The sequence below is a fragment of the Micromonospora sp. NPDC047730 genome (assembly GCF_043204765.1).
In the GTDB taxonomy this organism is placed as follows: Bacteria; Actinomycetota; Actinomycetes; order Mycobacteriales; family Micromonosporaceae; genus Micromonospora.
The window spans coordinates 87,233-111,094 of the sequence record NZ_JBIDCU010000011.1 but is presented as its reverse complement, the minus strand read 5'-3'; the positions used below and the strand labels follow the sequence as shown (position 1 = coordinate 111,094).

General features: G+C 74.7%; 24 protein-coding genes. 18 read left to right on the top strand and 6 right to left on the bottom strand.

Translation table 11 applies throughout. The annotated features are described in order from the left end of the window. Nucleotides 1–62: 62 nt before the first annotated feature. Nucleotides 63–1,454: a class I adenylate-forming enzyme family protein gene (locus tag ACGF5G_RS23845; protein WP_393266290.1), complete on the top strand. Its 1,392-nt coding sequence runs from the start codon at nucleotides 63–65 to the stop codon at nucleotides 1,452–1,454. Here the strand turns inward: ACGF5G_RS23845 and ACGF5G_RS23840 are convergent. Continuing rightward, on the bottom strand, nucleotides 1,385–2,146 hold the full coding sequence (locus ACGF5G_RS23840) for a 4'-phosphopantetheinyl transferase family protein (protein ID WP_393266287.1): 762 nt from the start codon (nucleotides 2,144–2,146) through the stop codon (nucleotides 1,385–1,387). The genes ACGF5G_RS23845 and ACGF5G_RS23840 overlap by 70 nt on opposite strands. A gap of 15 nt (nucleotides 2,147–2,161) precedes the next feature. Here ACGF5G_RS23840 and ACGF5G_RS23835 point away from each other — a divergent pair, with 15 nt between their 5' ends. The 14 genes from ACGF5G_RS23835 (at nucleotide 2,162) to ACGF5G_RS23770 (ending at nucleotide 15,117) form a co-directional block, all read left to right on the top strand. Continuing rightward, nucleotides 2,162–2,428, top strand: coding sequence for an acyl carrier protein (locus ACGF5G_RS23835; RefSeq protein ID WP_393266285.1), 267 nt, complete (start codon nucleotides 2,162–2,164; stop codon nucleotides 2,426–2,428). Beyond that, complete coding sequence (locus ACGF5G_RS23830; RefSeq protein ID WP_350685990.1) at nucleotides 2,428–2,673, top strand: acyl carrier protein; 246 nt, start codon at nucleotides 2,428–2,430, stop codon at nucleotides 2,671–2,673. The genes ACGF5G_RS23835 and ACGF5G_RS23830 overlap by 1 nt, the downstream gene beginning before the upstream one ends. Then, nucleotides 2,666–3,748: a beta-ketoacyl synthase N-terminal-like domain-containing protein gene (locus tag ACGF5G_RS23825; protein ID WP_393266282.1), complete on the top strand. Its 1,083-nt coding sequence runs from the start codon at nucleotides 2,666–2,668 to the stop codon at nucleotides 3,746–3,748. The genes ACGF5G_RS23830 and ACGF5G_RS23825 overlap by 8 nt, the downstream gene beginning before the upstream one ends. An 83-nt stretch (nucleotides 3,749–3,831) precedes the next feature. Beyond that, on the top strand, nucleotides 3,832–4,347 hold the full coding sequence (locus ACGF5G_RS23820) for a beta-ketoacyl synthase chain length factor (protein ID WP_393266595.1): 516 nt from the start codon (nucleotides 3,832–3,834) through the stop codon (nucleotides 4,345–4,347). Continuing rightward, nucleotides 4,344–5,960: a class I adenylate-forming enzyme family protein gene (locus ACGF5G_RS23815; RefSeq protein WP_393266279.1), complete on the top strand. Its 1,617-nt coding sequence runs from the start codon at nucleotides 4,344–4,346 to the stop codon at nucleotides 5,958–5,960. Before ACGF5G_RS23820 ends, ACGF5G_RS23815 begins: the two co-directional genes overlap by 4 nt. Then, nucleotides 5,957–7,195 carry a beta-ketoacyl-[acyl-carrier-protein] synthase family protein gene (locus ACGF5G_RS23810; protein WP_393266277.1) on the top strand — a complete coding sequence of 413 codons (1,239 nt, stop codon included), beginning with the start codon at nucleotides 5,957–5,959 and terminating at the stop codon, nucleotides 7,193–7,195. The genes ACGF5G_RS23815 and ACGF5G_RS23810 overlap by 4 nt, the downstream gene beginning before the upstream one ends. Before the next feature lie 71 nt (nucleotides 7,196–7,266). Continuing rightward, the gene (gene hppD / locus ACGF5G_RS23805) at nucleotides 7,267–8,379 is read left to right on the top strand and encodes a 4-hydroxyphenylpyruvate dioxygenase (RefSeq protein ID WP_393266274.1); all 1,113 of its coding nucleotides are present in this window, start codon (nucleotides 7,267–7,269) and stop codon (nucleotides 8,377–8,379) included. Then, complete coding sequence (locus ACGF5G_RS23800; RefSeq protein WP_393266272.1) at nucleotides 8,376–9,305, top strand: phytanoyl-CoA dioxygenase family protein; 930 nt, start codon at nucleotides 8,376–8,378, stop codon at nucleotides 9,303–9,305. Before hppD ends, ACGF5G_RS23800 begins: the two co-directional genes overlap by 4 nt. Before the next feature lies 1 nt (nucleotide 9,306). Beyond that, entirely contained in the window at nucleotides 9,307–10,104 is a 798-nt protein-coding gene (locus ACGF5G_RS23795) for a DUF3050 domain-containing protein (protein ID WP_393266269.1), read from the top strand. After that, nucleotides 10,101–11,072, top strand: a complete 972-nt coding sequence (locus ACGF5G_RS23790) for a thiamine pyrophosphate-dependent dehydrogenase E1 component subunit alpha (RefSeq protein WP_393266266.1) — start codon at nucleotides 10,101–10,103, stop codon at nucleotides 11,070–11,072. The genes ACGF5G_RS23795 and ACGF5G_RS23790 overlap by 4 nt, the downstream gene beginning before the upstream one ends. Further along, the gene (locus ACGF5G_RS23785; RefSeq protein ID WP_393266263.1) at nucleotides 11,073–12,041 is read left to right on the top strand and encodes an alpha-ketoacid dehydrogenase subunit beta; all 969 of its coding nucleotides are present in this window, start codon (nucleotides 11,073–11,075) and stop codon (nucleotides 12,039–12,041) included. A 3-nt stretch (nucleotides 12,042–12,044) separates the two neighbouring features. Next, nucleotides 12,045–13,403 carry a hypothetical protein gene (locus ACGF5G_RS23780; RefSeq protein ID WP_393266260.1) on the top strand — a complete coding sequence of 453 codons (1,359 nt, stop codon included), beginning with the start codon at nucleotides 12,045–12,047 and terminating at the stop codon, nucleotides 13,401–13,403. Between the two features lie 91 nt (nucleotides 13,404–13,494). After that, complete coding sequence (locus ACGF5G_RS23775) at nucleotides 13,495–14,469, top strand: phosphotransferase family protein (RefSeq protein ID WP_393266257.1); 975 nt, start codon at nucleotides 13,495–13,497, stop codon at nucleotides 14,467–14,469. Nucleotides 14,470–14,523: 54 nt separating this feature from the next. Continuing rightward, nucleotides 14,524–15,117 carry a hypothetical protein gene (locus tag ACGF5G_RS23770; protein WP_393266255.1) on the top strand — a complete coding sequence of 198 codons (594 nt, stop codon included), beginning with the start codon at nucleotides 14,524–14,526 and terminating at the stop codon, nucleotides 15,115–15,117. A 45-nt stretch (nucleotides 15,118–15,162) separates the two neighbouring features. On the opposite strand, the gene ACGF5G_RS23765 is transcribed toward ACGF5G_RS23770, so the two are convergent. Next, nucleotides 15,163–16,125: an AraC family transcriptional regulator gene (locus ACGF5G_RS23765; RefSeq protein WP_393266252.1), complete on the bottom strand. Its 963-nt coding sequence runs from the start codon at nucleotides 16,123–16,125 to the stop codon at nucleotides 15,163–15,165. A gap of 319 nt (nucleotides 16,126–16,444) precedes the next feature. On the opposite strand from ACGF5G_RS23765, the gene ACGF5G_RS23760 reads away from it, so the two are divergent. Further along, nucleotides 16,445–17,965: a flavin-containing monooxygenase gene (locus ACGF5G_RS23760; RefSeq protein ID WP_393266250.1), complete on the top strand. Its 1,521-nt coding sequence runs from the start codon at nucleotides 16,445–16,447 to the stop codon at nucleotides 17,963–17,965. 31 nt (nucleotides 17,966–17,996) lie between these two features. On the opposite strand, the gene ACGF5G_RS23755 is transcribed toward ACGF5G_RS23760, so the two are convergent. Beyond that, nucleotides 17,997–18,701 carry an SGNH/GDSL hydrolase family protein gene (locus ACGF5G_RS23755; protein WP_393266248.1) on the bottom strand — a complete coding sequence of 235 codons (705 nt, stop codon included), beginning with the start codon at nucleotides 18,699–18,701 and terminating at the stop codon, nucleotides 17,997–17,999. A 222-nt stretch (nucleotides 18,702–18,923) separates the two neighbouring features. Here ACGF5G_RS23755 and ACGF5G_RS23750 point away from each other — a divergent pair, with 222 nt between their 5' ends. Both ACGF5G_RS23750 and ACGF5G_RS23745 read left to right on the top strand, forming a co-directional pair. Further along, nucleotides 18,924–19,922 (top strand): S1 family peptidase, encoded by a 999-nt coding sequence (locus ACGF5G_RS23750; protein WP_393266245.1) that lies wholly within the window; start codon nucleotides 18,924–18,926, stop codon nucleotides 19,920–19,922. 67 nt (nucleotides 19,923–19,989) lie between these two features. Then, a complete protein-coding gene (locus tag ACGF5G_RS23745) occupies nucleotides 19,990–20,460 on the top strand; it encodes a dethiobiotin synthetase (RefSeq protein WP_393266242.1) in 471 nt (156 codons plus the stop codon). Between the two features lie 39 nt (nucleotides 20,461–20,499). Here ACGF5G_RS23745 and ACGF5G_RS23740 read toward each other — a convergent pair whose 3' ends face one another. From ACGF5G_RS23740 to ACGF5G_RS23730, 3 genes are read right to left on the bottom strand one after another with little or no spacing between them, the layout of a single operon-like run. Then, nucleotides 20,500–20,895 carry an MmcQ/YjbR family DNA-binding protein gene (locus tag ACGF5G_RS23740; RefSeq protein ID WP_393266239.1) on the bottom strand — a complete coding sequence of 132 codons (396 nt, stop codon included), beginning with the start codon at nucleotides 20,893–20,895 and terminating at the stop codon, nucleotides 20,500–20,502. 9 nt (nucleotides 20,896–20,904) lie between these two features. Then, entirely contained in the window at nucleotides 20,905–22,140 is a 1,236-nt protein-coding gene (locus ACGF5G_RS23735; RefSeq protein ID WP_393266236.1) for an MFS transporter, read from the bottom strand. Continuing rightward, a complete protein-coding gene (locus ACGF5G_RS23730) occupies nucleotides 22,137–23,732 on the bottom strand; it encodes a class I adenylate-forming enzyme family protein (protein ID WP_393266233.1) in 1,596 nt (531 codons plus the stop codon). Before ACGF5G_RS23730 ends, ACGF5G_RS23735 begins: the two co-directional genes overlap by 4 nt. Between the last annotated feature and the right edge of the window lie 130 nt (nucleotides 23,733–23,862).

The following is a 23,862-nucleotide window of genomic DNA, read 5'->3' as shown; positions in this document are numbered from 1 at the left end:
GAAAGATGCACCCTATGGGCGTACTCGCCCTATTTCAGGCTGGGCGGTGGACGGCGGTGAGCATGGATCGTCCGACGGAAAATCCTGCGGCAGGGACCCCGGAATGGGTCGACGACGTGTTGCTCGCAGGTCCTGCGAACGACATTTGTCTGCGACTTCCGGAACCGGTGGAGCGGGGCACGTTGCGGCGTTTGGTCGGCGATGCGCAGACCCGTCTCGCCGCCGCCGGACTGCGTCCCGGCGGGGCCGCCGCGCTCCGCCTGCCGCCGTCGCTGGCGTACGTGGTGAACCTGCTGGCCACCTGGCGCACCGGGGCGCAGGCCGTCCTGCTCGACCACCGCCTCACCGACCACGAGGTGGACCGGGCGCTGGAGCGGCTCACCCCGCAGGTGGTCGTGGCCCCGGTGCGCAGCGGCGGCGGGGCGCTGCGCATCTTCGTCGACGTCACCGAGGGCGTCACCCCGTACGCCGACCGCCCCGCGGTCAGCGGGCACGCGGTGATCCAGCTCAGCTCGGGCTCCACCGGACCGTCCAAGGTGATCGGTCGCACCGCCGACGACCTCGTCGCCGAGGTGCACCGCTACACCCGCATCGACGGGGTGGCGCTGCCCGGCGAACGGATCATCCTGCTGCCCTCGATGGTGCACGTGCTCGGCCTGGTCGGCGGCCTGCTCTACGGCCTGCACGCCGGCGTCGAGCTGGTGCCCCCGGAGCGGCTCAGCGGCGACGCCGTGCTGGCCGCGATCGCCGCCGACGACTCACCGGCCACCGTGCTCGGCGTACCGTTCCACATCGGACTGCTCGCCTCCACCCGGCCCACCGGACCGCTGCCGCAGTTCAAGCGGATGACCACCGGCGGCGAGCTGGTCCCGGCCGCCGTCGCCCGCGCCTTCACCGACCGTTACGGCGTGCCGCTGGGCAACATGTACGGGATGACCGAGGTCGGCGTCATCGGCACCGACCTGTACGGGCGGCACCGCCCGTCGATCGCCCCCGCCCCCGGCATCGAGGTCCGCGAGGTCGACGGCGAGCTTCGGGTCAGCTGCCCCGCCTCGCCGTACGTCGGGCTGAGCGACCCGACCCGCTGGGCCGACGGCTGGCTGCACACCCGCGACGCCGGCACGGTCGACCCCGACACCGGGCTGGTCACCGTGCGCGGGCGGCTCGACTCGCAGGTCTCCGTCGGCGGCCTGAAGGTCGACCTCACCGAGGTGGAGACGACCGTCGCCGGGCTGCCCGGCGTCGCCGCCGCCGTGGTCGTCTGGGACAACGGCATCACCGCGTACGTGCAGCCGGACGGGCCGCTGTCGGAGGAGGTGCTGGACAAGCTGCTCGCCGAGCGGCTGGCCGGCTACAAGCGGCCGCGCACCCTGCACCTGCTGGATCAGCTGCCCCGCACCACGACCGGCAAGCTGGTCCGCTCGGTCGACGCGCTCCGGGCAGCGGCGACGTGACCGCTCCGCGGCGCCGCCCCGATCGTCCCGTCCCCGTCCACCTGGACCTCCAGCACCTCGACCGGCGGCGCGTCGGCGCCGACCACCGCGACCGCCACGACGAGGCCCCCGCCGACCGGCGGGTGCCCGACGCGCAGCCCCGCCACGCCGGGCACCGGCCGCAGCTCGCCGCCCGCCGGCGGTGCGGTGTCCGCGCGCCGGGGCGTGCCGGCAGCGGCGGGCACCGGCATCCGCCGGCGCAGGCCGCCGTCGCGCAGCCCCACCCCGAGCGCCTTGCCCACCGCCTCCTTCGCGGTCCACAGCCGCAGGAAGTCCGCCGCCCGGCCGCCGGCGGGCCGCCCGGCCAGCCAGGCCGCCTCGGCCGGGGCGTACCACCGCCGGGCCAGCGCCAGGGCGGGCAGCGGCCGGGACCGCTCCACGTCGACCCCGACCGGGCCGGCCAGCCGGGTGGCGACCACCACCACCCGGTCGGCGCGGCTCACGCTGACCGACACCTGGGCGTCCACATCGGACGAACTGACGAGCGGTCGCCCGTCCGGGCCGTGGCCCACCACGATCTGCGCCTCCGCGCGGCCGAGCAGCGTGGCACCCGCCCGCCGCAGCAGCCGCCCGGCCGGGATCGGCCGACCGCCGTCCCCTCGGCCGACCCACACGTACACGGTGTCCCGACCGGGCACCGGTAACTGGCTCACGGAAAGAGGTTAACCATGCGAGCCGAGATCCGCGCCTTCGTCGTCGAGCAGCTCGAGGACATGAACTACGACGTCGAGGGCATCGACGACGAGACCACCCTCGGACCGTCCGGGGTGGACCTGGAGTCGTTGGCCCTCGCCGACCTGGCCGTGCGGGTGGAGGACCGCTACGGCCTGAAGTTCGCCGACGACGAGTCGGAGAAGCTGGCCCTGATGACGGTCGGCGAGTTCACCACGATGGTCGCCGACCGGGTCGCCGGGGCGACGAGCGACGACTCCTGATGGCCGGTCAGCCCGACCTGGGGCGAGCTGACCTGGTGACCATGCTCGCCGAACTCACCGAGAAACCGGCCGCCGAGGTCGGCGACCGGATCGGCTCGATGGAACTGGCCTGGCTGGTGCACCTCGTCGAGCAGCGCTACGACCGGCGGCTCGACCTCACCGACGACCAGCTCGCCGGCATCCGTACCGTCGACGACGCCCTGGCGGTCTTCCGGACCTCCCTGACCGCCCCCGCCGATGGCTGAGCGGGCCGCCGTCCAGCTCACCGGCGTCCACGCGACCAGCGCGCTCGGCAGGGGACCCGACGCGCAGCTCACCGGCGTCCTGGCCGGGGCGCCCGCGTTCCGGCCGGTGGACCGCTTCGACACGGCGTCGCGGCGGGTCGACGCCGCCGCCACCCTGCCCGACGTCGGCGACCTGGCCGACGAGCTGGCCGAGGCGGTCGACGCCGCCTGCCGAGCCGCCGGGCTCGACGCCGGCCGCCGGGCCGGCACGGCGCTGCTGCTGGCCGTGCACGGCGGCGCGGGCGTGCCGGCGCTGACCACCGGCCTGGCCGCCCGGACCGGGCTCACCGGCCCGACCCGGGCGTACACCACCGCCTGCGTCTCGGCCAGCAGCGCGGTGGCCGACGCCGCGGCCCTGATCCGGCGGGGCGACGTCGAGCGGGCGGTGGTCGCGGCCGGCTACCTGGTCGAGCCGGACCAGTACGCGCTCTTCGACGCCGGCCGCGCCCTCGCCACCGACGGCGCGGTGCGCCCGTTCAGCGCCGGCCGCACCGGGCTGCTGCTCGGCGACGGGATCGCCGCGGTGGTGCTGGAGTCGGCGGCCGTCGCCCGGGCGCCGGTGGCCGACCTGCTCGGGTGGGGCCGGGCCGGGGACGCGTTCCACCCCTGCCAGCCGGAGCCGGGCGGGCGCGGCCTGGCCCGCGCCGTCGCCGCGGCGCTGTGCCGGGCCGGGCTGGCGGCGGAGGCGATCGGGTACGTCAACGCCAACGCCACCGGCACCGGCTACAGCGACGCCTCCGAGGCGGCGGCGCTGCGCGCGGCGCTCGGCGCGGCGGCGGCGCGGACCCCGGTCAGCTCCACCAAGGCGCTGCACGGGCACGCCCTGGAGGCCTCCGGCCTGCTGGAACTGGTGGTCACCGTGCTCGCCCTGCGGCGCGGGAAGCTGCCCGTCAACGCCGGCTGGCTCGGCCCCGATCCGGCCTGCCCGGTCGACGTCATCCGCGACGCGCCCCGGCCGGCCGCCACCGGGTACGCGCTGAGCCTCAACGCCGCCTTCGGCGGTGCGAACACCGCCCTGCTGGTGGGCGCCGCGTGAACGCCGGAAGCGGGCCCGCCGGCACGCGCCCGGTCGGCACGCGCCCGGACAGCGGCCAGGCAGTCGCCACCGGCCGCCTCACCGTGCTGGCCGAGGCGGCCTGGCCCGAGCCGGGCGACGGCGCGCCGCCGCCGGTGCCCGGTTTCGTGTACTCCAGCTTCCCACCCCTGGTCGCGGCGGTCGCCGAGCGTTGCCTTACCCGGGCGTACGACGGGCGACCCGCACCCGACGGGGAGCGGACCGCGGTCGTGCTGGCCAGCGCGGCGGGGGACCGGGCCAGCGCGGCGCAGGTGCGCGCCACGGTCGCCGCCGGCAACCGGCCCGGGCCGCTGTTCTTCTTCCAGTCGGTGCCCAACAGCGTGGCCGGGCACGTGGCCGCCCGCTGGGGGCTGGGCGGGCCCGTGGTCTGCCTCGCGCCGACCGGGGACCCGCGCGACGAGGGGATCGCCGAGGTCGACCTGCTGCTGCACGACGGTGACGCCGACCGGGCGTTGCTGGTCCTGATCGAACAGGCACCGGACGACGGCGGTGCGCGGGGCCCGGGCGGGGAGCCCGGCGCCCGGGCCGTCGCGGTGCTGCTGGGGGGAGGAACGCCATGAGGACCAGGGGACTACGCGGGACACTGGCCACCGACGAGGGGATCGGCGCCGGCAACGTGCTGGCCCGGGTGCTGGCGCACGGCGCCGACCCGCAGGGGCCGGGGCTCACCTTCGACACCGCCGTGGACGGCCACCCGGCCGAGCGGCCGCTCACGCTGGGCCGGCTCGACGAGCGGGTCGCCGCCCGCGCCGCGTGGCTGCACGAGCGGGGGATCAGGCCGCGCGACCCGGTGGCCGTCTGGGCCACCGCCGCCGCCGACATGGTGCTCAGCTACCTCGCGCTGACCCGGCTCGGCGCGATCCCGGCGCTGATGAACGGCAGGCTGCGCCCGGAGATCGCCGCCGAGTACATCCGCCGGCTGCGCGGCGTCGGGGTGCTCGCCGACGACGCGCACACCGCGCTGCTGGCCGGGCACGACCCCGGCGTGCCGGTGATCGGCACCCCCGCCGAGGCGGGCACGGGCGACCCGGCCGCCGCGCCGGCGCACTACCGGCACCACGCCGACGACCCGGTCGTCATCACCCACACCTCCGGCACCACCGGGGTGCCCAAGGCGGTCCTGCACTCGCACGCGAGCCTCTTCGCCGCGACCCGGCACCTGCTCGCCATGCCACAGGCGCAGGGCACCAACCGCATCCTCAACGCGCTGCCCGCCCCGCACACCGCCACCGTGCTCATGGTCAACCAGGCCCTCGGCAACCGGGCGGAGATGTTCCTGCTGTCCGACCAGGGCGGTGAGCGGGTGCTGGACGCGATCCAGCGCTGGCGCCCCGACGGGGTGTTCGGCTTCTCCGTCACCTGGGCGGAACTGGCCCGCTTCGACCTGTCCGCGTACGACCTGGACTCGGTGTCGCTGTGGTTCAACACCGGCGACTGCTCACACGAGCCGCACGTGCGCCGGCTGGTCGCGGTCGGTTCCCGGGACGTGGTGACCCGCGACGGGATCACCCGGGTGCCCGGCTCGGTCTTCATCGACGGGCTCGGCTCCAGCGAGATGGGCCACTCGATGTTCCACATCACCCACCGCACCGACACCGACCGGTACGGCCGCTGCATCGGCCGCCCCTACCGGTTCGCCCGGGTCGCCGTGCTCGACGCCGCGGGCGAGCCGGTGCCGACCGGCGAGGTGGGCTGGCTCGGCATCGACTCGCCGTCGCTGTTCCGCGGCTACTGGAACGACTCGGTCACCACCCACCGCTTCCGCCGGCGCGGCTGGTACCTGACCGGCGACCTGGTGTACGCCGACGACGAGGGCCGCTACTACCACCTGGACCGGGCCGTCGACTCGGTCGACGCGGGCGACGGCCGGCGGTTCTACACCGCGCTGTCGGAGGAGCGGATCCTCGCCGCCTGCCCCGACGTCACCGACTGCACGGTGGTGATCGTCGCCGAGGCCGGCCGGGTGGTCACCGACGTGCTGCTGGAACTCGCCGCCGGCGCCGACGACGCCGAGGACCGCACCGCGCGGGTCCGGGCGGCCCTCGGGCCGGACGTCGGCGCGACCCTGCGCCGGGTGGTGCCGGTGCGGCCCGCCGACCTCCCGGTCACCGTCACCGGCAAGGTGCGCAAGGTGGCCCTGCGGGAGCGCTATCTCACCGAGGCGCCGTCATGACCGCCGTCATCACCGGGATGGGGCTGTTCACCCCCGTCGGCCGGGGCGTCGCGGCGACGTTCGAGGCGCTCCGCACCGGGCGGTCCGGGCTGACCCGGCCGCCGGCCGGGCACCCCGCCGCCGGGTCGCTGGAGGTCGCCGGCCTGCTCCCGGAGATCGACCCGCGCACCGTCGCCTCCGGGCCGGAGACCCGGGTGCTGGACCGGATCGTCGTGCTCGCCCTGCTCGCCGCCGCCGACGCGCTCTCCGACGCCGGCATCGAGGTGGGCCGGGACGTGGACCCGGGCCGGATCGGGGTGATCGTCGGCGGGGTCGGCGGGATGTCCACCCTGGAGGCGCAGGTGCTGGCCCGGGCCGAGCGGGGCCGCGCCGCCGTCAGCCCGTACCTGCTCACCGGAATCCTGCCGAACATGCCGGCGGCGCGGATCGCCATCGCGTACGGCATCCGCGGCTACACCTCCTCGGTCGGCACCGCCTGCGCCTCCGGCGCCCAGTCGGTCGCCGACGCGGTCCGGCTGATCCGTGCCGGGGAGGCCGACGTGGTGCTCTGCGGGGCCAGCGAGGCGCCGCTGTTCCCGACGTTCGCCGACACCTTCGGCAACGCCCGGGCACTGGCCCGGGGTTGGGACGACCCGACGGCGGCGAGCCGGCCGTTCGACGCCCGCCGCAACGGGTTCGTCCTCGCCGAGGGCGCGGCCCTGCTGGTGCTGGAACGCGCCGAGCACGCCGCCGCCCGGGGCGTCACCGGCTATGCCGAGGTCGCCGGGTACGGGGCGACCACCGACGCGTACCACCCGACCGCCCCGCGGCCGGACGGCGCCGGCGCGGCGGAGTGCATGCGGCGCGCGCTGGCCAGCGGCGGCGTGCCCGCCGCGCGGGTCGGCTACGTCAACGCGCACGGCACCGGCACGAAGCTCGGCGACATCGCCGAGACCACCGCCCTGGCCGAGGTGTTCGGCGACGGCGGCGTCCCGGTCAGCTCCACCAAGGCGCTCACCGGCCACCTGCTCGGCGCCTCCGGGGTGCTGGAGACGGCGGCCACCGCGCTGGCACTCGGCCGGGGCCTGCTCCCGCCGACGCACAACCTCGACGACCCGGACCCGGCCTGCCCGGCGGACCACATCCGCAAGGAGCCGCGGGCGACGGACACCGGCTACGCGCTGACCAACTCCTTCGGCTTCGGCGGCCAGAACGTGAGCCTGCTGCTCGCGCGGGCCGCCCGGCCGAGGGCCTGAGACACGCTCCACCCCGGGCGGGGCGCGCCCGGGCGGCAGACCACGGGGGACCCGTGGAAAGGGCTGAGGACATGGACATCCGTGGAATAGACCACATCGAACTCTACGTGGGGGACGCCCGGCAGGCGGCCTTCTACTTCGGCCGGGCGGTCGGCTTCCACCTCTGCGGCCAGGGCGGTCCCGAGACCGGGCTGGCCGACCAGCGGTCGCTGCTGCTGTGCCACGCCGACATCCGGATGGTGCTGACCTCCGGGCTCACCGCCGAGCACCCGGCGTCCCGGTACGTGCAGCGGCACGGCGACGGCATCGCCGTGGTCGCGCTGGAGGTCGACGACGCCGCCGACGCGTACGCCGAGCTGGTGGGCCGCGGGGCGGCGGGGGTGACGCCGCCGACCACCTGGACCGGGCCGGCCGCCGAGGTGGTGACCGCCGAGGTGGGCGGCTTCGGTGACGTGCTGCACCGCCTGGTGTCGCGGCGCGGCGACCGGACCGAGTTCCTGCCCGGGGCGGTCGAGTTGACGCCCCCGGCGGGCGGCAGCGACGACAAGCTGCTCGCCGAGATCGACCACCTAGCGGTCTGCGTGCCGCCGGGCCAGCTCGACGAGACCGTCCGGCACTACCGCGAGGTGTTCGGGTTCGCGGAGATCTTCGCCGAGCACATCGAGGTCGCCGGGCAGGCGATGAACTCCAAGGTGGTGCAGAGCCCGTCGGGGCGGGTCACCCTGGTGCTGCTGGAGCCGGACCGCAGCCGCCGGCCGGGGCAGATCGACGCCTTCCTCGACCAGCACGCCGGCGCCGGGGTGCAGCACCTCGGGCTGCGCACCGACGACATCGTCACCGCCGTCGGCACCCTCGCCGACCGGGGGGTGCGCTTCGCCGGCACCCCCGGCAGCTACTACGACGCCCTCGAGGCGCGGGTCGGCCGGGTGGACGCGCCGCTGGACCGGCTGCGCGACCTCGGTGTGCTGGTCGACCGCGACCACGGCGGGCAGCTGCTGCAGATCTTCACCGAGTCCATGCACGTGCGCCGCACGCTCTTCCTGGAGCTGATCGAGCGGCGCGGGGCCCGGACGTTCGGCAGCGGCAACATCAAGGCGCTCTACGAGGCCAAGGAACGGGAACTGGCCGCGGCGGGGGCGAGGACCGCCGTCGCGGCCGCGACACTGCAGGAGGTGCGGGCGTGACCACGACCGAGTTCGAGCCGACACTCACCGCCGAGGAGGAGGCGCTGCTCCCGTCCGACGAGGACGTCGCCTTCTACGCCGAGCACGGCTGGTACCTGTCGAAGAAGCTGTTCACCGACGACGAGGTGGACGCCCTCACCGCGGCGTCCGACCGCTACTACGACGGCGAGCGGCACCGCCGCCTGCCGGTGCGCCCGCCGAAGCTCGCCTACTGGGAGCCGTCGAAGGGCGCGGTGCAGCGGCACAACGACTACGTCCACCACGAGCACGACGGGCTGGGCGCGATCCTGCGCAAGCCGCTCGTCGGCGCGGTCGCCGCCCGGCTCGCGCGGGCCACCGAGATCCGCGTCTTCCAGTCCACGCTGATCTACAAGCCGCCGATCTCCGGCGAGCCGTCCAACATCGTGCCCTGGCACTTCGACAAGCACTACTGGGCGTCGTCGTCGTCGGAGAACATGCTCACCGCGTTCATCCCGTTCCACGACTGCGGGGAGGAGATGGGCACCATCACCATGGTCGACGGCTCGCACCGCTGGCAGGAGATCGGCGCGGACGACACGGTGGTGCGCCACTTCGCCGACCGCGACCGCGACCAGCTGGAGGAGATGCTCGCCGAGAACGCGGCCCACAACGGCGCCGAGATCCGCAAGGTGCCGATGGTGATCCCCAAGGGACACGTGAGCTTCCACCACTGCCGCACCTACCACGGCAGTGGCGCCAACGTCAGCGGCCGCCCGCGCCGGGCGATCTCGCTGCACCTGCAGGACGGCGACAACGCCTGGCGGGAGTACCCGCTCTCCGACGGCACGCGCGCCGCGTACAACCACGACGTGCTGGTCCGCCGCACCCCCGACGGGCGGCCGGACTACGCGGACCCCGAATACTGCCCCGTCATCTGGCGCCACCGCGCCCCACAGGGAGGCTGACATGTCACGGTACGACTGGGGAAGGACGCACCCGGGCATCGAGCGGCTGGAGAAGGCGGTGACCGACCGCCGCGACGTGGTGGTCCGGCACCCGCTCTACGCCAACCTCGACACCCACGAGGCGCTGGTCACCTTCATGGAGCACCACGTCTTCGCCGTGTGGGACTTCATGTCGCTGCTGAAGTCGTTGCAGCGGCAGCTCACCTGCGTCACCGTGCCGTGGATCCCGACCGGCCCGACCGGCAGTCGCCGGCTCATCAACGACATCGTGATGGTGGAGGAGAGCGACGAGCTGGGCGACGGCTACATCAGCCACTTCGAGCTGTACGTGCAGGGCATGCGGGAGGCCGGCGCCGACACCACGGCCGTGGAGAGGCTGATCGACCTGCTGCGGGCGGGCCGGCCGGTGGCCGAGTCGCTGGTCGAGGCCGGCGTGCCCGGGCCGTCCGCCGCGTTCGCCGCCACCACCTGGCGGATCATCGAGGAGACCCCGGTGCACTGCCAGGCGGCGGCGTTCGCCTTCGGCCGGGAGGACCTGATCCCCGACATGTTCACCCAGGTCGTCGCCGTCAACGAGCGCAGCCGCAAGCTGAACACGTTCGTCGACTACCTGGAGCGGCACATCGAGGTCGACGGCGAGCAGCACACCCCGATGGCGATGCAGATGCTCGCCGACCTGTGCGGCGACGACGACACCAGGTGGCAGGAGTGCGCCGACACCGTCAACACCGCGCTCGCCGCCCGGGCGAAGCTCTGGGACGACATCCTCGCCGCCGTGAAGGAGGGGCGCGAGCGGTGACCGACGCCGACCCGGTCCGGCTCTACCGGACGGTACGGCTGATCCGCCGGTTCGAGGAGCGGGCCATCGAGCTGGTCCGCTCCGGGCACGTCGTCGGCGGCATCCACCCGTACCTCGGGCAGGAGGGGATCGCCGCCGGGGTGTGCGCCGCCCTGGGTGCCGACGACGTCGTCGCCGGCACCCACCGGGGGCACGGGCACGTGCTCGCCAAGGGCGCCGACCCGGCCCGGATGCTCGCCGAGCTGTGCGGCCGGGTCACCGGCCTCAACGCCGGCCGGGGCGGCTCGATGCACGCCGCCGACTTCGGCGTCGGCGTGCTCGGCGCCAACGCCATCGTCGGCGCGTCCGGGGCGATCATCACCGGCGCCGTGTGGGCGCGCCGACGGCGCGGCGACGACACCGTCGGGGTGAGCTTCTTCGGCGACGGCGCGGTCAACGAGGGGATGCTGCTGGAGGCGTTCAACCTGGCCGCGCTGTGGCGGGTGCCGGTCCTGTTCGTCTGCGAGAACAACGGCTACGCCACCACCATGCCCGTCGCGGGCGCGGCCGCCGGCAGCATCCCCGGCCGCGCCGCCGCGTTCGGCATCCCGGCCGCCGTCGTGGACGGCCAGGACCCCGAGGCGGTACGCGACGCCGCGGCGGCCGCCGTCGACCGGATGCGCGCGGGCGGCGGCCCCGAGCTGATCGAGGCCCGGACCTACCGGTTCGACGCCCACCACACCTTCGAGCACGCGGTACGCCTCGACTACCGCCCGCCCGACGAGGTGGCCCGGGGCCGGTCCCGGGACCCGGTGGACATCCAGGGCGGGCGGCTGCCCGCCGACGCGCGGGCCGAGGTCGACGCCGAGGTCGAAGCCACGCTGGACGGGGCCGTCGAGTTCGCCCTCGCCGGCGGAGAGCCGGACCCGGCCGACGCCCTGGCGCACCTGTACGCCAGCGGGCTGACCGCCCGCACCGGAGGTGGGTAGATGCCCAGACTGTCCTACCGCAAGGCGCTCACCCGGGCGCTCGCCGACGAGTTGGCCCGCGACGAGTCGGTGTTCCTGCTCGGCGAGGACATCCGGGTGGCCGCCTCGAACGTCACCGCCGGGCTGTTCAAGCGGTTCGGCCCCGAGCGGGTGCTCGACACCCCGCTGTCGGAGCAGGCGTTCACCAGCTTCGCCACCGGGGCGGCACTGGCCGGGATGCGGCCGGTGGTCGAGTTCCAGATCCCGTCGCTGCTGTTCCTGGTCTTCGAGCAGATCGTCAACCACGCGCACAAGTTCCCGCTGATGACCGGCGGGCAGTGCGCCGTACCGGTCACCTACCTGGTGCCCGGCTCCGGTTCCCGGACGGGCTGGGCGGGCCAGCACTCCGACCACCCGTACAGCCTCTTCGCCCACGTCGGGGTGACCACCGTGGTGCCGGCCACCCCGGCCGACGCGTACGGGCTGCTGGTGTCGGCGGTGCGGTGCGACGACCCGGTGGTGGTCTTCGCCCCGGCCGGGGCGCTCGACGTCCGCGACGACGTGGACCTCGCCGCGCTGGCTCCGGTGCCGCTGGGCCGGGGCCGGGTGCGCCGCTTCGGCGACGACGTGACCGTGGTCGCGGTCGGGCACCTGGTGCACGACGCCGTCGCGGTCGCCGAGGAGCTGGCCGACCAGGTGTCGGTGGAGGTGTTCGACCCCTGCACGCTGTACCCGTTCGACTGGGACGGGCTCGTCGAGTCGGTGTCACGCACCGGGCGGCTGGTGGTGGTGGACGACTCCAACCGCTCCTGCGGCATCGCCGGGGAGATTATCGCGACCGTGGTCGAGCGGGTGCGCCTGGTCGCGCCGCCGCGCCGCGTCACCCGCCCCGACGGCGCGGTGCTGCCGTTCGCCCCGGCGCTGGACCGGGCCGTGCAGCCGAGCCGCGAGCAACTCCTGGCCGCCATCCAACACGTGATGAAGGACTGATGTATGACCGACGCTGACTACCGCTGGCCCTCCGCCGCGCAGGCGTGGCTCGACCTGCCCGCGCCGATCCGCGCCGAGATGGTGGCCGCCGGGGCGGAGTCCTGGCGGGAGATCTTCGACGGCCGGGCCACGTACAACAAGCAGTGGCGGCTGGCCCGGCCGCCGGTGATGGACGAGACCTCCCTCGGCGTGCTCAACGCCGTCTCCGACCGCCTCGCCCAGCTCGTCTTCGAGGCGTGCCGGCGGCGGGCCGGCACGGCGGGGGAGCTGCGCCGGCTGCTGAACGTGCCCGACGGCGAGACCCGGCTGCTCGACGACGACGAGCCGCTGACCGAGGCGCTGCTGGAGGCGTTCCGGCCGGACGTGCTGCTCTCCGACGGGGTGCCCCGGTTCGTCGAGTACAACATCGACAGCAGCCTCGGCGGGGCGTTCGACGCGGACACCACCGTGCGTCGCTTCGTCGACGTCTACCGGCGGCGCGGCCTCACCGACCGGGTCGGCCTGGCGGCGGCGCCCTCGGCGGTGGACCAGCGGTTCGCCGCGATCCGCGCCGGGCTCGGCCTGCCCGAGGGCGCCCGGGTCGCTATGCTGATCGACTTCGACGCCGAGTACCCGGGCCTGGACGACCCGCAGCGCTTCTTCCGGCTGCTGTCGCCGGTGGTCGAGCGGGCCGCCGCGTCCGGCATGGACCTGGTCATCGCGCCGGTCTCCCAGGTGACCCTCGACGACGGGAAGCGGCTCGTCGCCGGGGGCGCCCCGGTCGACGGGGTGTTCCGCCTCTTCGTGCCCAACCGGGTCACCCCGAGCGCCGGGGTGGACGCCCTGGAGGCGGGGCTGGCGGCCGGGACGGTGCCGATGTGGGTGTCGGCGGCGGCCTGGCTGATCGCCAACAAGCGGGCCTTCGCCTGGCTGTGGGAGGGTGCCGACGCGCTGGCGCCGGCGGACCGGGACCTGGTCCAGCGGTACGTGCCACGGACCTGGTCGCTGACCGCCGACCTGCTCGACCGGGCGGTGGCCGACCGGCCCGGCCTGGTGGCGAAGCCGGCCGACGGCTCCGCCGGGGTGGACGTGCTGATCGGCCGGGAGACCGACACCGACACGTGGCGGGACGGGCTGGCCCGGGCCGTCGAGCGGGGCGGCTTCATCCTCCAGGAGTACGTGAAGGCCGACGACGTCCCGCTGGACTTCGTGCACATCGAGACCGGCGAGACGGTCAGCGCCGAGGTGCCGTACAGCATCGCCCCGTACCTGTTCGGCCGCCGGGCCGCCGGCGCCTGCATCCGCACCGGCTTCCCCGGCTGCGACGGGGTGCTCAACCTGGCCCGCGGCGTCCTCCTCTCCGGCCTCCTGGTGGTCGACTGAGCTGAGCGGCAGACGGTGGGACGGCCGCTGCCGGTCGTCCCACCGGGTAACGCGCTTCCCCGCAGGGGTGACGCCGGGGCAGGATCGCCGGGTGGGCGGGGCGAGGGTGGGGCTGACGGTCGACCAGTTGCGCCCGGTGGCGCGGGCGGCGTGCGGACGTCGGTCCCTGTGGTCGGCGGAGCGGTTGGCGGGCGGCACGAAGAAGGGCGTCTACCGGCTGACCCTGGACGACGGCTCCACCGTCGTCGCGTACGTGTGGCACCCGGCGGAGGACTACTGGCCGGCGCGGGCGGTACCGGAATCCGACGACCTGTTCGGGCATGCCACCGGGGCCGGCCTGTTCGCGGCGGCGCACCGGGAGTTCGCCGCCGCCGGGGTGCCGGTGCCCCGGCTGCTGCTCGCCCCCACCGCAGGCCTGCTGCCGGGCGAGGTCGCCGTGGTGCAGGACGTGCGGGGCGGCACCCTGCAGGACCTGCGCCGGCACGATCCGCGACGTGCCGAGGCGGTGCTGGCCCGGCTCGGCGACGCCGTCCGGAGCATGCACGCCCGCCGGCGCGACCGGTACGGCCGGCCGGGGCTCGACGGGCCGGTGCCGGGCCGGCCGGTGGAGCGGCTCGTCCTCGACCGGGCGCTGCGCGACCTGGCCGAGGCCGCCGCCCGCGTCGAGCGGATCGCGGCCGTGCGGCAGCGCCTCGCCGACGCCCTCGCCGAGCGGTACGCCGCCGTGCCGCCCCGATCCCGGTACGGCCTGGTCCACGGTGAACTCGGCCCGGACCACGTGCTCGTTGACGACCGGGACCGCCCGGTGCTGGTCGACATCGAGGGCGCCACGTTCCTCGACGTGGAGTGGGAGCATGCCTTCCTCGAACTGCGCTTCGGCGACGACTACCCCGCGCTGGCCGTCGACGGTCTCGACGGGCACCGGCTGCGCCTCTATCGGCTCGCGCTGCACCTGTCGCTGGTGGCGGGCCCGCTGCGGCTGCTCGACGGCGACTTCCCGGACCGGGCCGGCATGCTGGCCATCGTCGAGCACAACATCACCCGGACGCTGGCCCAGCTCGCCTGAGCCGTCGTGGCCGCCCGGGGTTACCGGCCCGCCACTGGTCGCTATCCTCTCGGCATGTCCGTCGACCTGGAGGCCACCCTGCCGCGGCCACTCACACTCGCCACCGTGATGGACGCGGCGCAGGGCACGCTCGCCGAGCTTCTCGGGCTGGACGCGGCACCGCGGCTGCGCCTCCTCGCTGACCGGCGTTACGAGCAGGGACGACGCCTCTCCGAGGGCCGGCAGGTGGATCGGGCGGAACTGCGGTCCACCGTCATCGGTGAATCCGTCGACCACGAGGTCGACGCGATATCGCACTCGGTCCACTACGAGGTCGACGTCTCCGGCGGAAACGACACGGTGTGGATGATGGTCATCCACCACCTGTCTGAGGCCGGCGGCGGAGTCGAAGCCGTCCTCAGCCCCAGCCGCACCTGCGTCGGTGTCGTCACGGCGACGGCCCTGGCGCTGGCCGTCGCCAGCAGCGCCGGCGGGGAGTTCGTCGACGAACAGATCGGCATGCTGCGGCCCCGCTCGTCCGATCCTGCCCACGTCATCGCCGCGACCCGCCTACCCCCTGGCAGTGACGACTTCGTCAGCGCCTGCGAACGGTACCTCCGTCAGTTCTCCCACCTGAACGGCTGGCCCAGGAGCCTGTCGATGCCCTGACCGGTCGCCAGCCCCGATGCGAGATCGAGGCCCGGCGGGGCGTGGTCAGCGACGGAGGGTTGTGGAAGGCGACTCCCCGAAGCGGGACCGGTACTCGCCGGCGAAGCGACTGAGGTGGGCGAATCCGTGGTCGAGGGCGACGGTCGTCACGGACGCCCCGGGTCCGGCCGCGCGCAGCGCGGCGTGGACCGCGTCGAGCCGGCGGGCGCGCAGGTACGCCATCGGGGTGGTCTGTAGCTCGCGGCGGAAGCATTCCTGCAGCGTCCGTACGCTCACCCGAAGTGCCTCCGCGACGTCGCCGACCGTCAGTGCCTCGCCGTGGTGCTCCGTCATCAGTGCGCAGGCGCGTCGGACGAGGCGCCCGGGTGCCGGGTGCCTCGCCGGCCCGGCGAGCAGGTCAGTGTACGTGTGGCGGTGGGTCAGCAACAACTTGCCGATGAGCGCCTGCTCGAAGCGGCCGACGACCTGCGGGTGGTCGAGGAGGGAGGCGCCCTTCGGCTGGGACAGCTCCTCGGCGAGGAAGTCCACCCCGCGGGCCCAGGCCACCGCCGCGGGCGTGCTCATGGTCATGCCGACGTCGAAGTGGACCTGGCCGTCCACGGGTCGGCCCAGCAGTCGGGCGAGTTCCCGGTCGACCGTCTGCCGGTCGGCGTAGAAGATCCGGTGCGGAGACGCCTCGGACCAGTGCATGTCCGAGGCGTCATAGGGAGAGAGGACGGAGGCGGTGTCGGGCGTGGAGGCCACGGTACGCCCGGCGTGCCGGACCTCCGCCCGGCCGCCACGGGGAATCTGCACCAGGTAGAAGGTCTCCAGCGCGGCCGGCTGGATCCGCACCGCCTGCGCGTAGTCGAGGTCGACGACGCCCACGCCGCCCGACCGGCGGGCCGTCATTCGCAGGCGGACGCTGCGGACGCCCGGCTGGGGCGTGAGCCGGTGCGGACAGAAGACACGACCGACCTCCGTGCGGGCGCGCTCGATGTCGTCCGTCCTGACCGTCGTGGCAGCCATCTGGCACCTCCTGATGGGGCCGGGGCGGCTGCGCATCGCCGGTGACCCGCACGGAACCGTCGGTTCGCCCGGACCGGCGGCCCCGCGCCGAGACGCCCTGCTGTGCCGAGATTAGGACCGGGGGCAGCGTGATCAGCAGAGGCGTGCTCCAAACCCGACACCAAGGGCGCCGGGAAAAGTGCCCAAGTTGCGCGATGCGGATGCCGCGCGCGTCCAGCGGATAGCAGCCCTGCCGTCGTGCTCGTTAGCGTGCGATCGCCGCCGGCGCCCCGCTGTCGCGGCTCCCGTCAACGGGTCGCAGAGTCTGTGGAGGTTCGCCATGAGGATCGCCGTCGTCGGTGCTGGATTCGCCGGCCTGAGCGCAGCGAAGGTGCTGCGGCAGAGTGGCTTCGAGGTCTCCGTGTTCGAGAAGGCGCCCGACGTCGGAGGCGTCTGGAGCAGCACCCGGAGATACCCCGGCCTTCGCACGCAGAACAACAAGGGCACCTACCACCTCTCCGACCTGCCGATGCCCGCTCACTACCCGCAGTGGCCGTCGGGCGAGCAGGTTCAGCAGTACGTCGAGAGCTACGTGGACCGGTTCGGGCTCCGCCCCGTCCTGCGCCTCTCCACGGAGGTCGTCGCCGCGAAACTCGTGGACGACGAGACCGCGTGGCTGATCGCGTCACGACCGACGGGTGGGCGGGACCCGGCGACCTGGGAGCGGTACGACCACCTCGTCGTCGCCAACGGCATCTTCTCCGAGCCGCTCATCCCGCCCTTCGAGGGCCGTGCGGACTTCGTCGCCGCGGGGGGACGTGTTCTGGCCTGCGGGGAGTTCCACGATCTCGAGGCGGCGCGGGGAAAGCACGTCCTCGTCGTCGGGTACGGCAAGTCGTCCTGCGACGTGGCGGTCCCGCTGAGCGACGTCGCCGCGCGGACCCACGTCGTCGCCCGCCAACTGCTGTGGAAGATGCCCAAGAAGCTCGGCGGAGCGGTCAACTACAAGTACCTTTTGCTCACCCGGATGGGTGAGGCGCTGTTCCGGTACATCCGCGTGCAGGGCTTCGAGCGGTTCCTGCACGGCCCGGGCAACGGTCTGCGCCGCGGCATGCTCGACAGCGTGGGGTCGGTCGCGACCCGGCAGCTCAAGCTGCGCGAGCTGGGTCTCGTGCCGAACGGGACCTTCGAGGACATCGCGCGAAGCACCGTCAGCCTCGCGACGGACGGTTTCTTCGAGCGGGTCGCCGACGGTCGGATCAGCGTCCACCGCGATCGCCAGATCGGCGAACTCCTGGTCGACGGGGGGCGGCCGGCCGCCCGGCTCACGGACGGCACGGTGCTCCCCGCCGACCTGGTCATCTGCGGCACCGGGTTCCGGCAGCACGTGCCCTTCTTCGACGCCGCCCTGCACGCCCGGCTCGAAGACGACGACGGCAACTTCATGCTCCACCGCCAGATCCTGCCGGTCGACGTCCCGCACCTGACCTTCGCCGGCTACGACTCCTCGTTCTTCAGCCCGCTGAGCGCCGAGATGGCAGCGGTCTGGACGGCCGCCCATCTACGGGGAGGGATCGCGCTGCCGTCCAGGGAGCGGATGCGGGAGCAGGTGCGTACGCGGCTGGCCTGGATGGCGGCGCGGACCAACGGGCAGCACGCCCGCGGCACGAGCATCATCCCGTTCTCGATGCACAACATCGACGAGGTGCTCGACGACCTCGGGCTCAACCTCGGCCCGCTGGCCCGCGCCCGCCAGTGGCTGCTGCCCGTCGACCCGCGCGCCTATCGGAGGGTCACGCCCCGCATGATCCGGCGCACCGCCGCGACGGCGCCCCGGGAGTCAGTGAGCCAGCCGGCCTGACAGGGGGAAGGAGCAGCAGCCGCGGGGATCCTCACCGAGCCGCCCCGTCCGCGCTTCGGGCGGTCGTGAGGTGGGCGCCGAGGCGGCGGACGGTCTCGGCGGCGGCGACGGCGTCGCTGCGGGCGCTGCCGTGCCGGCCGTCGCTGCTGTAGATCGACGGGTCGGCGGTGAGCGGGTGGTCGGTGAGCCGCACGTGCAGGGTGCCGAGCCGTTCGGCGAGCGCGCCGGTGTGCGCGGAGAGCCGCCGCATCCGCTCGGCCAGGCCGGCCCGGTGCCGCTCGGGCACGGCCGGGCTGTGCGAGACGTCGAACATGCCGACGGTGATCACGTCGGCCCCCGCGGCCCGCAACGCCTCGATCATCGCGGTCAGCTCGGCGTCGACCGCGTCCGCGTCGTACGCCGGGTGGAAGGCGTCGTTGCCGCCGCACACCACCAGCGCCAGGTCGGGCCGGAACGCCAGCGCCGGGGCGAGCTGGGTGGCGCGCACCTCGTGCGCCCGCAGCCCGCGCAGCCCGAGGTTCAGGTACGCCAGCTCCGGCCGGACGGCCCGCAGCTCGGCGGCGACGCGGTCCGCCCACTGCACCTCGGGATAGCCGTCGACGGGCTCGCAGAGCCCCTCGGCCACGCTGTCGCCGAGCACCGCGAAGCGCCGCCACGGGTGGTCGCGCAGCAGGGCGACGCTCTCCCCGTCGCGGAGGCACCACGGATCCGTCGATTCGGTCAGCGTCGATGGCATGAGCGCACGCTAGTCGACCGGGTCGCCGCCGGCCAGCGGCCCGTCGGGCAGGCGGCCTCCGCCAGGTGGACGCTCGTGCGCTCCTCGTGACGAGTGGCGACAACGATCGGCGTCGAGCCCTTTACCTCCTGTGCGGCCGATGGAAATATGTGTCCATCGATCGATAGACAGTCGGTCCAGCCCTCCCTGGAGGAACGCGTGAGACTCACTCGACGTGGCGTGATGTCCGCCGTCGCCGTCGCCTGCCTCGGCGCCACCATGGCCGTGTCGCCGGCCCACGCCGCGCCCGCCGTCCTGACCGCCGACGGAGCGGCCAGCCTCGCCGCCGGCCTCGGTCCCGACCGCACCGCCGGCTCCTACGTGGACGCCGCCTCGGGGCGTACGGTCGTCGCCGTCACCGACGAGGCCGCCGCCGCCAGGGTCCGCGCCGCCGGCGGCGTCGCCCGCCTGGTCACCCACAGCACGCGCGCCCTGGAGGCCGCGCAGTCCCGGGTCGACCTGGGCGTCACCGGCACCGCCCTCTGGGTCGACCCGGTCAGCAACCAGGTGGTCGTCGGCGTGGACAGCACGGTCGGCGCCGCCCAGTCGGCCCGCATCCGCGCCGCGGTGGCCGCCGCCGGCGGCACGGCCCGGGTCACCCCGCTCGCCGGCACACTGAGCATGCGGATCTCCGGCGGCGACGCCATCTACGGCGGCGGCTACCGCTGCTCGCTCGGCTTCAACGTGCGCAGCGGCAGCACCTACTACTTCCTCACCGCCGGGCACTGCACGGACGTGGTCTCCGCCTGGTACGCCAACTCGGCCCAGAGCACCAAGCTCGGCGACCGCACCGGCACCAGCTTCCCGGGCAACGACTACGGCATCGTCCGCTACACCAACACCTCGATCGCGATCGACGGCTCGGTGGGCTCGCAGGACATCACCGCCGCCGGGAACGCGTCCGTCGGCCAGCAGGTGACCCGGCGGGGCAGCACCACCGGCACCCACAGCGGCACGGTCACCGGCCTCAACGCCACCGTCCGGTACGCCGAGGGCACCGTGCGGGGCATGATCGCCACCAACGTCTGCGCCGAGCCCGGCGACAGCGGCGGCCCGCTCTACTCCGGCAGCATCGCGCTCGGCCTGACCTCGGGCGGCAGCGGCAACTGCCGCACCGGCGGCACCACCTTCTTCCAGCCCGTCACCGAGGCGCTCAGCAAGTACGGCGTCTCCGTGTTCTGACCCGACCGACCGTGGCGCCCCGGCGGATCCCGCCGGGGCGCCACGTCGCGTCGGGCATCATGGCGGCATGGTGCAGGTGGCGGTGTGCGGGCCGGCGACCGCGTCGGGCGCCGAGCTGGCGTACGCCCGCCGGGTGGGCGAGCTGCTCGCCGAGCGCGGCGCCACCGTGCTCTGCGGGGGCGGTGGCGGGGTGATGTCCGCCGTCGCCGCCGGCGCCCGTTCCCGGGCCGGCCTGGTCGTCGGCGTACGCCCCGACGACGGCACCGCGCCCGGCCCCGTGGCGGACGTGTCGGCCACGGTCGTCACCAACATGGGCCAGGCGCGCAACGCGATCCTGGTGTGGAGCGCCGACGCGGTGATCGCGGTCGGCGGCTCGTGGGGGACGCTGTCGGAGGTGGCCCTGGGCATGCGGCGCGGCGGCATCCCGGTGGTGGTGCTCGGCGGGTGGCGGATCGTCGACGCCGACGGTGTGGCCGTCGACGGCCCGCTGCACGTCTCCACCCCCGAGGAGGCGGTCTCGGCGGCGTTGCCGCGTTGACGTCGCCCCGCCCGCTGGCGGCCGGCGCGCCGGGGCGGATCAGACGTGCTGCCCGGCCCGGTACGCCGCCGCGAGGCGCTTCGGCGCACGCTCCTGCCACGCTTCGACGACCAGCTCGGTCAGCTCGTCGGGGTCGATCCGGTCGAGCCGGACCAGGACGACCGGGCAGCCGTCGAAGTGCGGGGTGGCGAAGTAGACGCCGGGGTCGTCGGCGAGCAGCGCCTCCTTCGCCCCCAGGTCCGGCACGCGCACGCCGAGCACCGGGCCGTCGGGCGCCGCCGCCCCGAGGGCGTCGAGGTCGGCGCGGCGCAGCGGGCGCTCCCAGACGAACGCCCGGTCCCGGACCTTCCACGCCGGGGCCCCCTGGTAGGAGGGGTGCTCGCTGGTCTCCGGCAGCCCCAGCGCGATCCGGCGTACGTCGTCCCACGTGGCCATGTCCGGACCCTACGCCTGACCGACGACGCGCGGTTCCCGCTCGGCCGTCGCGGGGGCCGACCGGGGGCGGAGGCCGGGCAGCAGCGGCAGCAGGGTGACCACCAGGCAGAACGCGGTCATCACCAACAGAGCGGGGCGGAGGCCGAGCGCGGTCACCGACCAGCCGCCCAGCAGCGCGCCCAGCGGCAGGCCCGCGAACGCCAGCGACCCCGCCAGCCCGATCACCCGGGTCTGCAACTCGGGTGGCACCCGCTCGTAGATCGCCACGCCGAGCAGCGGGTTCACCGCCGCGATGCCGATGCCGGACGCGAACGTCACCGCCAGCACCACCGCCAGCTCCTCGCTCAGCGCCAGGACCAGCAGCCGCGGGGCGCCGCTGACCGCCGCCCCGACCACGAAGGCCAGGTACCGGGGCAGCCGCGGGCCGTACGCGGTGAACAGCAGGTTCCCCAGCAGGGCGCCCGCGGAGAACGCGCCCAGCACCAGGCCCAGCCCGACCGGGCTGCGCAGCACGTCGGCCACCCAGAGCGGGATGTAGACGGCGACGCTGGCGTTGACCACCATGTTCAGCGCCGAGATCACCAGCAGCATGGTCAGCAGCATCCGGTCGTGGCCGAGGTAGCGGAACCCGCCCGCCAGCGCGCGCAGGTAGCCCTCCGGCCGCCCGGGCGCCGCCGGGGGCGCCGGCGGTCGGACGAGGAGCCCGACCAGCAGCGCGCAGACGGCGAAGCTGGCGGCGTCGATGAGGATCGCCTGGGTCACGCCGAACCACCAGATGAGCAGCCCGCCCAGCCCCGCGCCGAGGAGGGTGACCACCCGGCCGAGCCCGTCGTAGACGGAGGTGAGCCGGATCAGTCGCACCCCGGCGGCCTCGGCGGCCGGGCGGAACATGACGTGCTTGACCCGGTCGCCGACGCCCCGCAGCGCGCCGACCACGGCGACCAGCGCGACCAGCGCGCCGAAGCCCAGCCACGGGGTGAGGGCCACCGCGACCATCAGCCCCGCGCTGCCCACGTCGACCAGGATCGAGGTGCGGCGCAGCCCGATCCGGTCCGCCCAGGGAGTGCCCAGCGCGCCGGAGAGCAGGTAGGGCAGCGTCTCGGCGGCGGCCACCACGCCCATCTTCGCGGGGCTGCCGGTGGTCTCCAGCACCAGCCACGGGATCGCCACCACCGAGACCCGGCTGCCCAGGTTCGAGATCAGGTCGGCGGCGACCAGGGTGGTCAGTTCCCGCCGGGGCGTCACGCCAGGCTGCCGATCGACGCCTCCGGGTGCTCCACCGCGCTCGGGTGGGCCTCGGCGTACCGGGCCCGCAGCGCGCGCTTGTCCACCTTGTTCGAGCGGTTGAGCGGCAGCCGGTCGACGAACTCCACCCCGCCCGGCGCCCAGGTGTCGCTGAGCGCGGCGGTGACCAGGTCGATCAACTCCCGCGCGGTCACCGTCGCGTCGGGCGCCGGCACCACGTAGGCGTACGGCAGCTCGCCGGCGACCTCGTCCGGCACGCCGATCACCGCCGCCGCGCGGACCTGCGGGTGCCCGGCCAGGAGGTCCTCGATCGGGCGGGAGTAGATCGGCCAGCTACGCCGCCGGGTGAGGATCCGGTCCTGCAACCGGTCGACGAGGTAGAGGTAGCCGTCGGCGTCGACGTGCCCGATGTCGCGGGTGCGGACCCAGCCGTCGACCAGCGTCTCGGCGGTCAGCTCGGGCCGGCCGTGGTAGCCGGCGAAACGCAGGTCGGTGTGCACCCACACCTCGCCGTTCTCGCCGGGCGGCAGCACGGTGCCGTCCTCGGCGCGGATCTCGACGCGCACGTCCCCGTACGGCCGACCGCAGGAGCGCAGCCGCTCCGGGTGCTCCGGGTCGTCGGTCAGCCCCGGCAGGGCGGTGATCACCACCGCCTCGCTGAGTCCGTACACGATGCGCAGCACCGGGCCGAAGCGGGCGATGGCCTGGCGCAGGCGGGCGGGCGCGGCGGGCCCGGCGCCCACGTTGAACATGAACATGGCGGAGAAGTCCGCGCCGTCCAGCGCCGGGTGGTCGAGCACCTCGTAGAGCATCGGCGGGGTGACGAAGGTGGAGTTGATCCGCTCCCGCCCGACGGTCTCGATGAACCGCGCCGGGTCCCAGCCGTCGCGGGGGAACAGCACCCCGCCGGTGAACAGGTTGAACAGCGTGGTGATCTGGCCGCTGGCCAGCCACATCGGCGAGTGCGACAGGTGCCGCAGCAGCGGGTACCCGGCCGCGCGGAAGTCGGCGGCCAGGGCGAGGATCTGTGCGTAGAAGCTCTCCCGGTGGTGCACCAGCTTGGGCGTGCCGGTGGTGCCGCTGGTCTGGAGGAAGGACTCCGGCGCCGGCGGTCGCGCCGGCAGGTCGTCCCCCGCCGTGGGGGGCCCGCCGGCGGTCAGGTCCCGGCCCGCGCCGCCCGGACCCAGGCAGAAGACCGGCACGCCGGGCAGCCCGGCGGCCAGTTCCGGGCCCAGGCTCGCGGGGTCGCGGGCGTCGTAGACGAAGGCGTCGGGGCGGGCCAGCCGGACGAACTCGTCCACCTCGCGGCGGGAGGTGACCGGCGCGATCCACATCGTCCGGCAGCCCAGCAGGTGCAGGGCGAGCTGCACCAGCGGCGCCTCCACCGGGTTGCCGAGCGCGACCAGCACCCCGTCGCCCGGCCGTACGCCGTGCCCGCGCAGCGTCGCGGCCAGCCGGCGCACCTCGGCGGCGACGTCGGCGTAGCTGAGCCGGTGCCCGTCGCCGACCAGCGCCTCCCGGTCACCGAAGTCGGCGAACAGCTCCAGTGCCCGGTGTACGTAGCCGTCCCGTCGCTCCGGTCCGTCAGTCATCCCGCAGCCCCCATCGGCGAAGAGGAGTGGCCGTCCGCCGGCCAACCCGGGGACGTGTACACCGCGTCGGCGGGCCAGATCGCCGGCGCGGCGGGTGGGCGCGCGCCTCGGCGACCGCACCGCCGCCGTC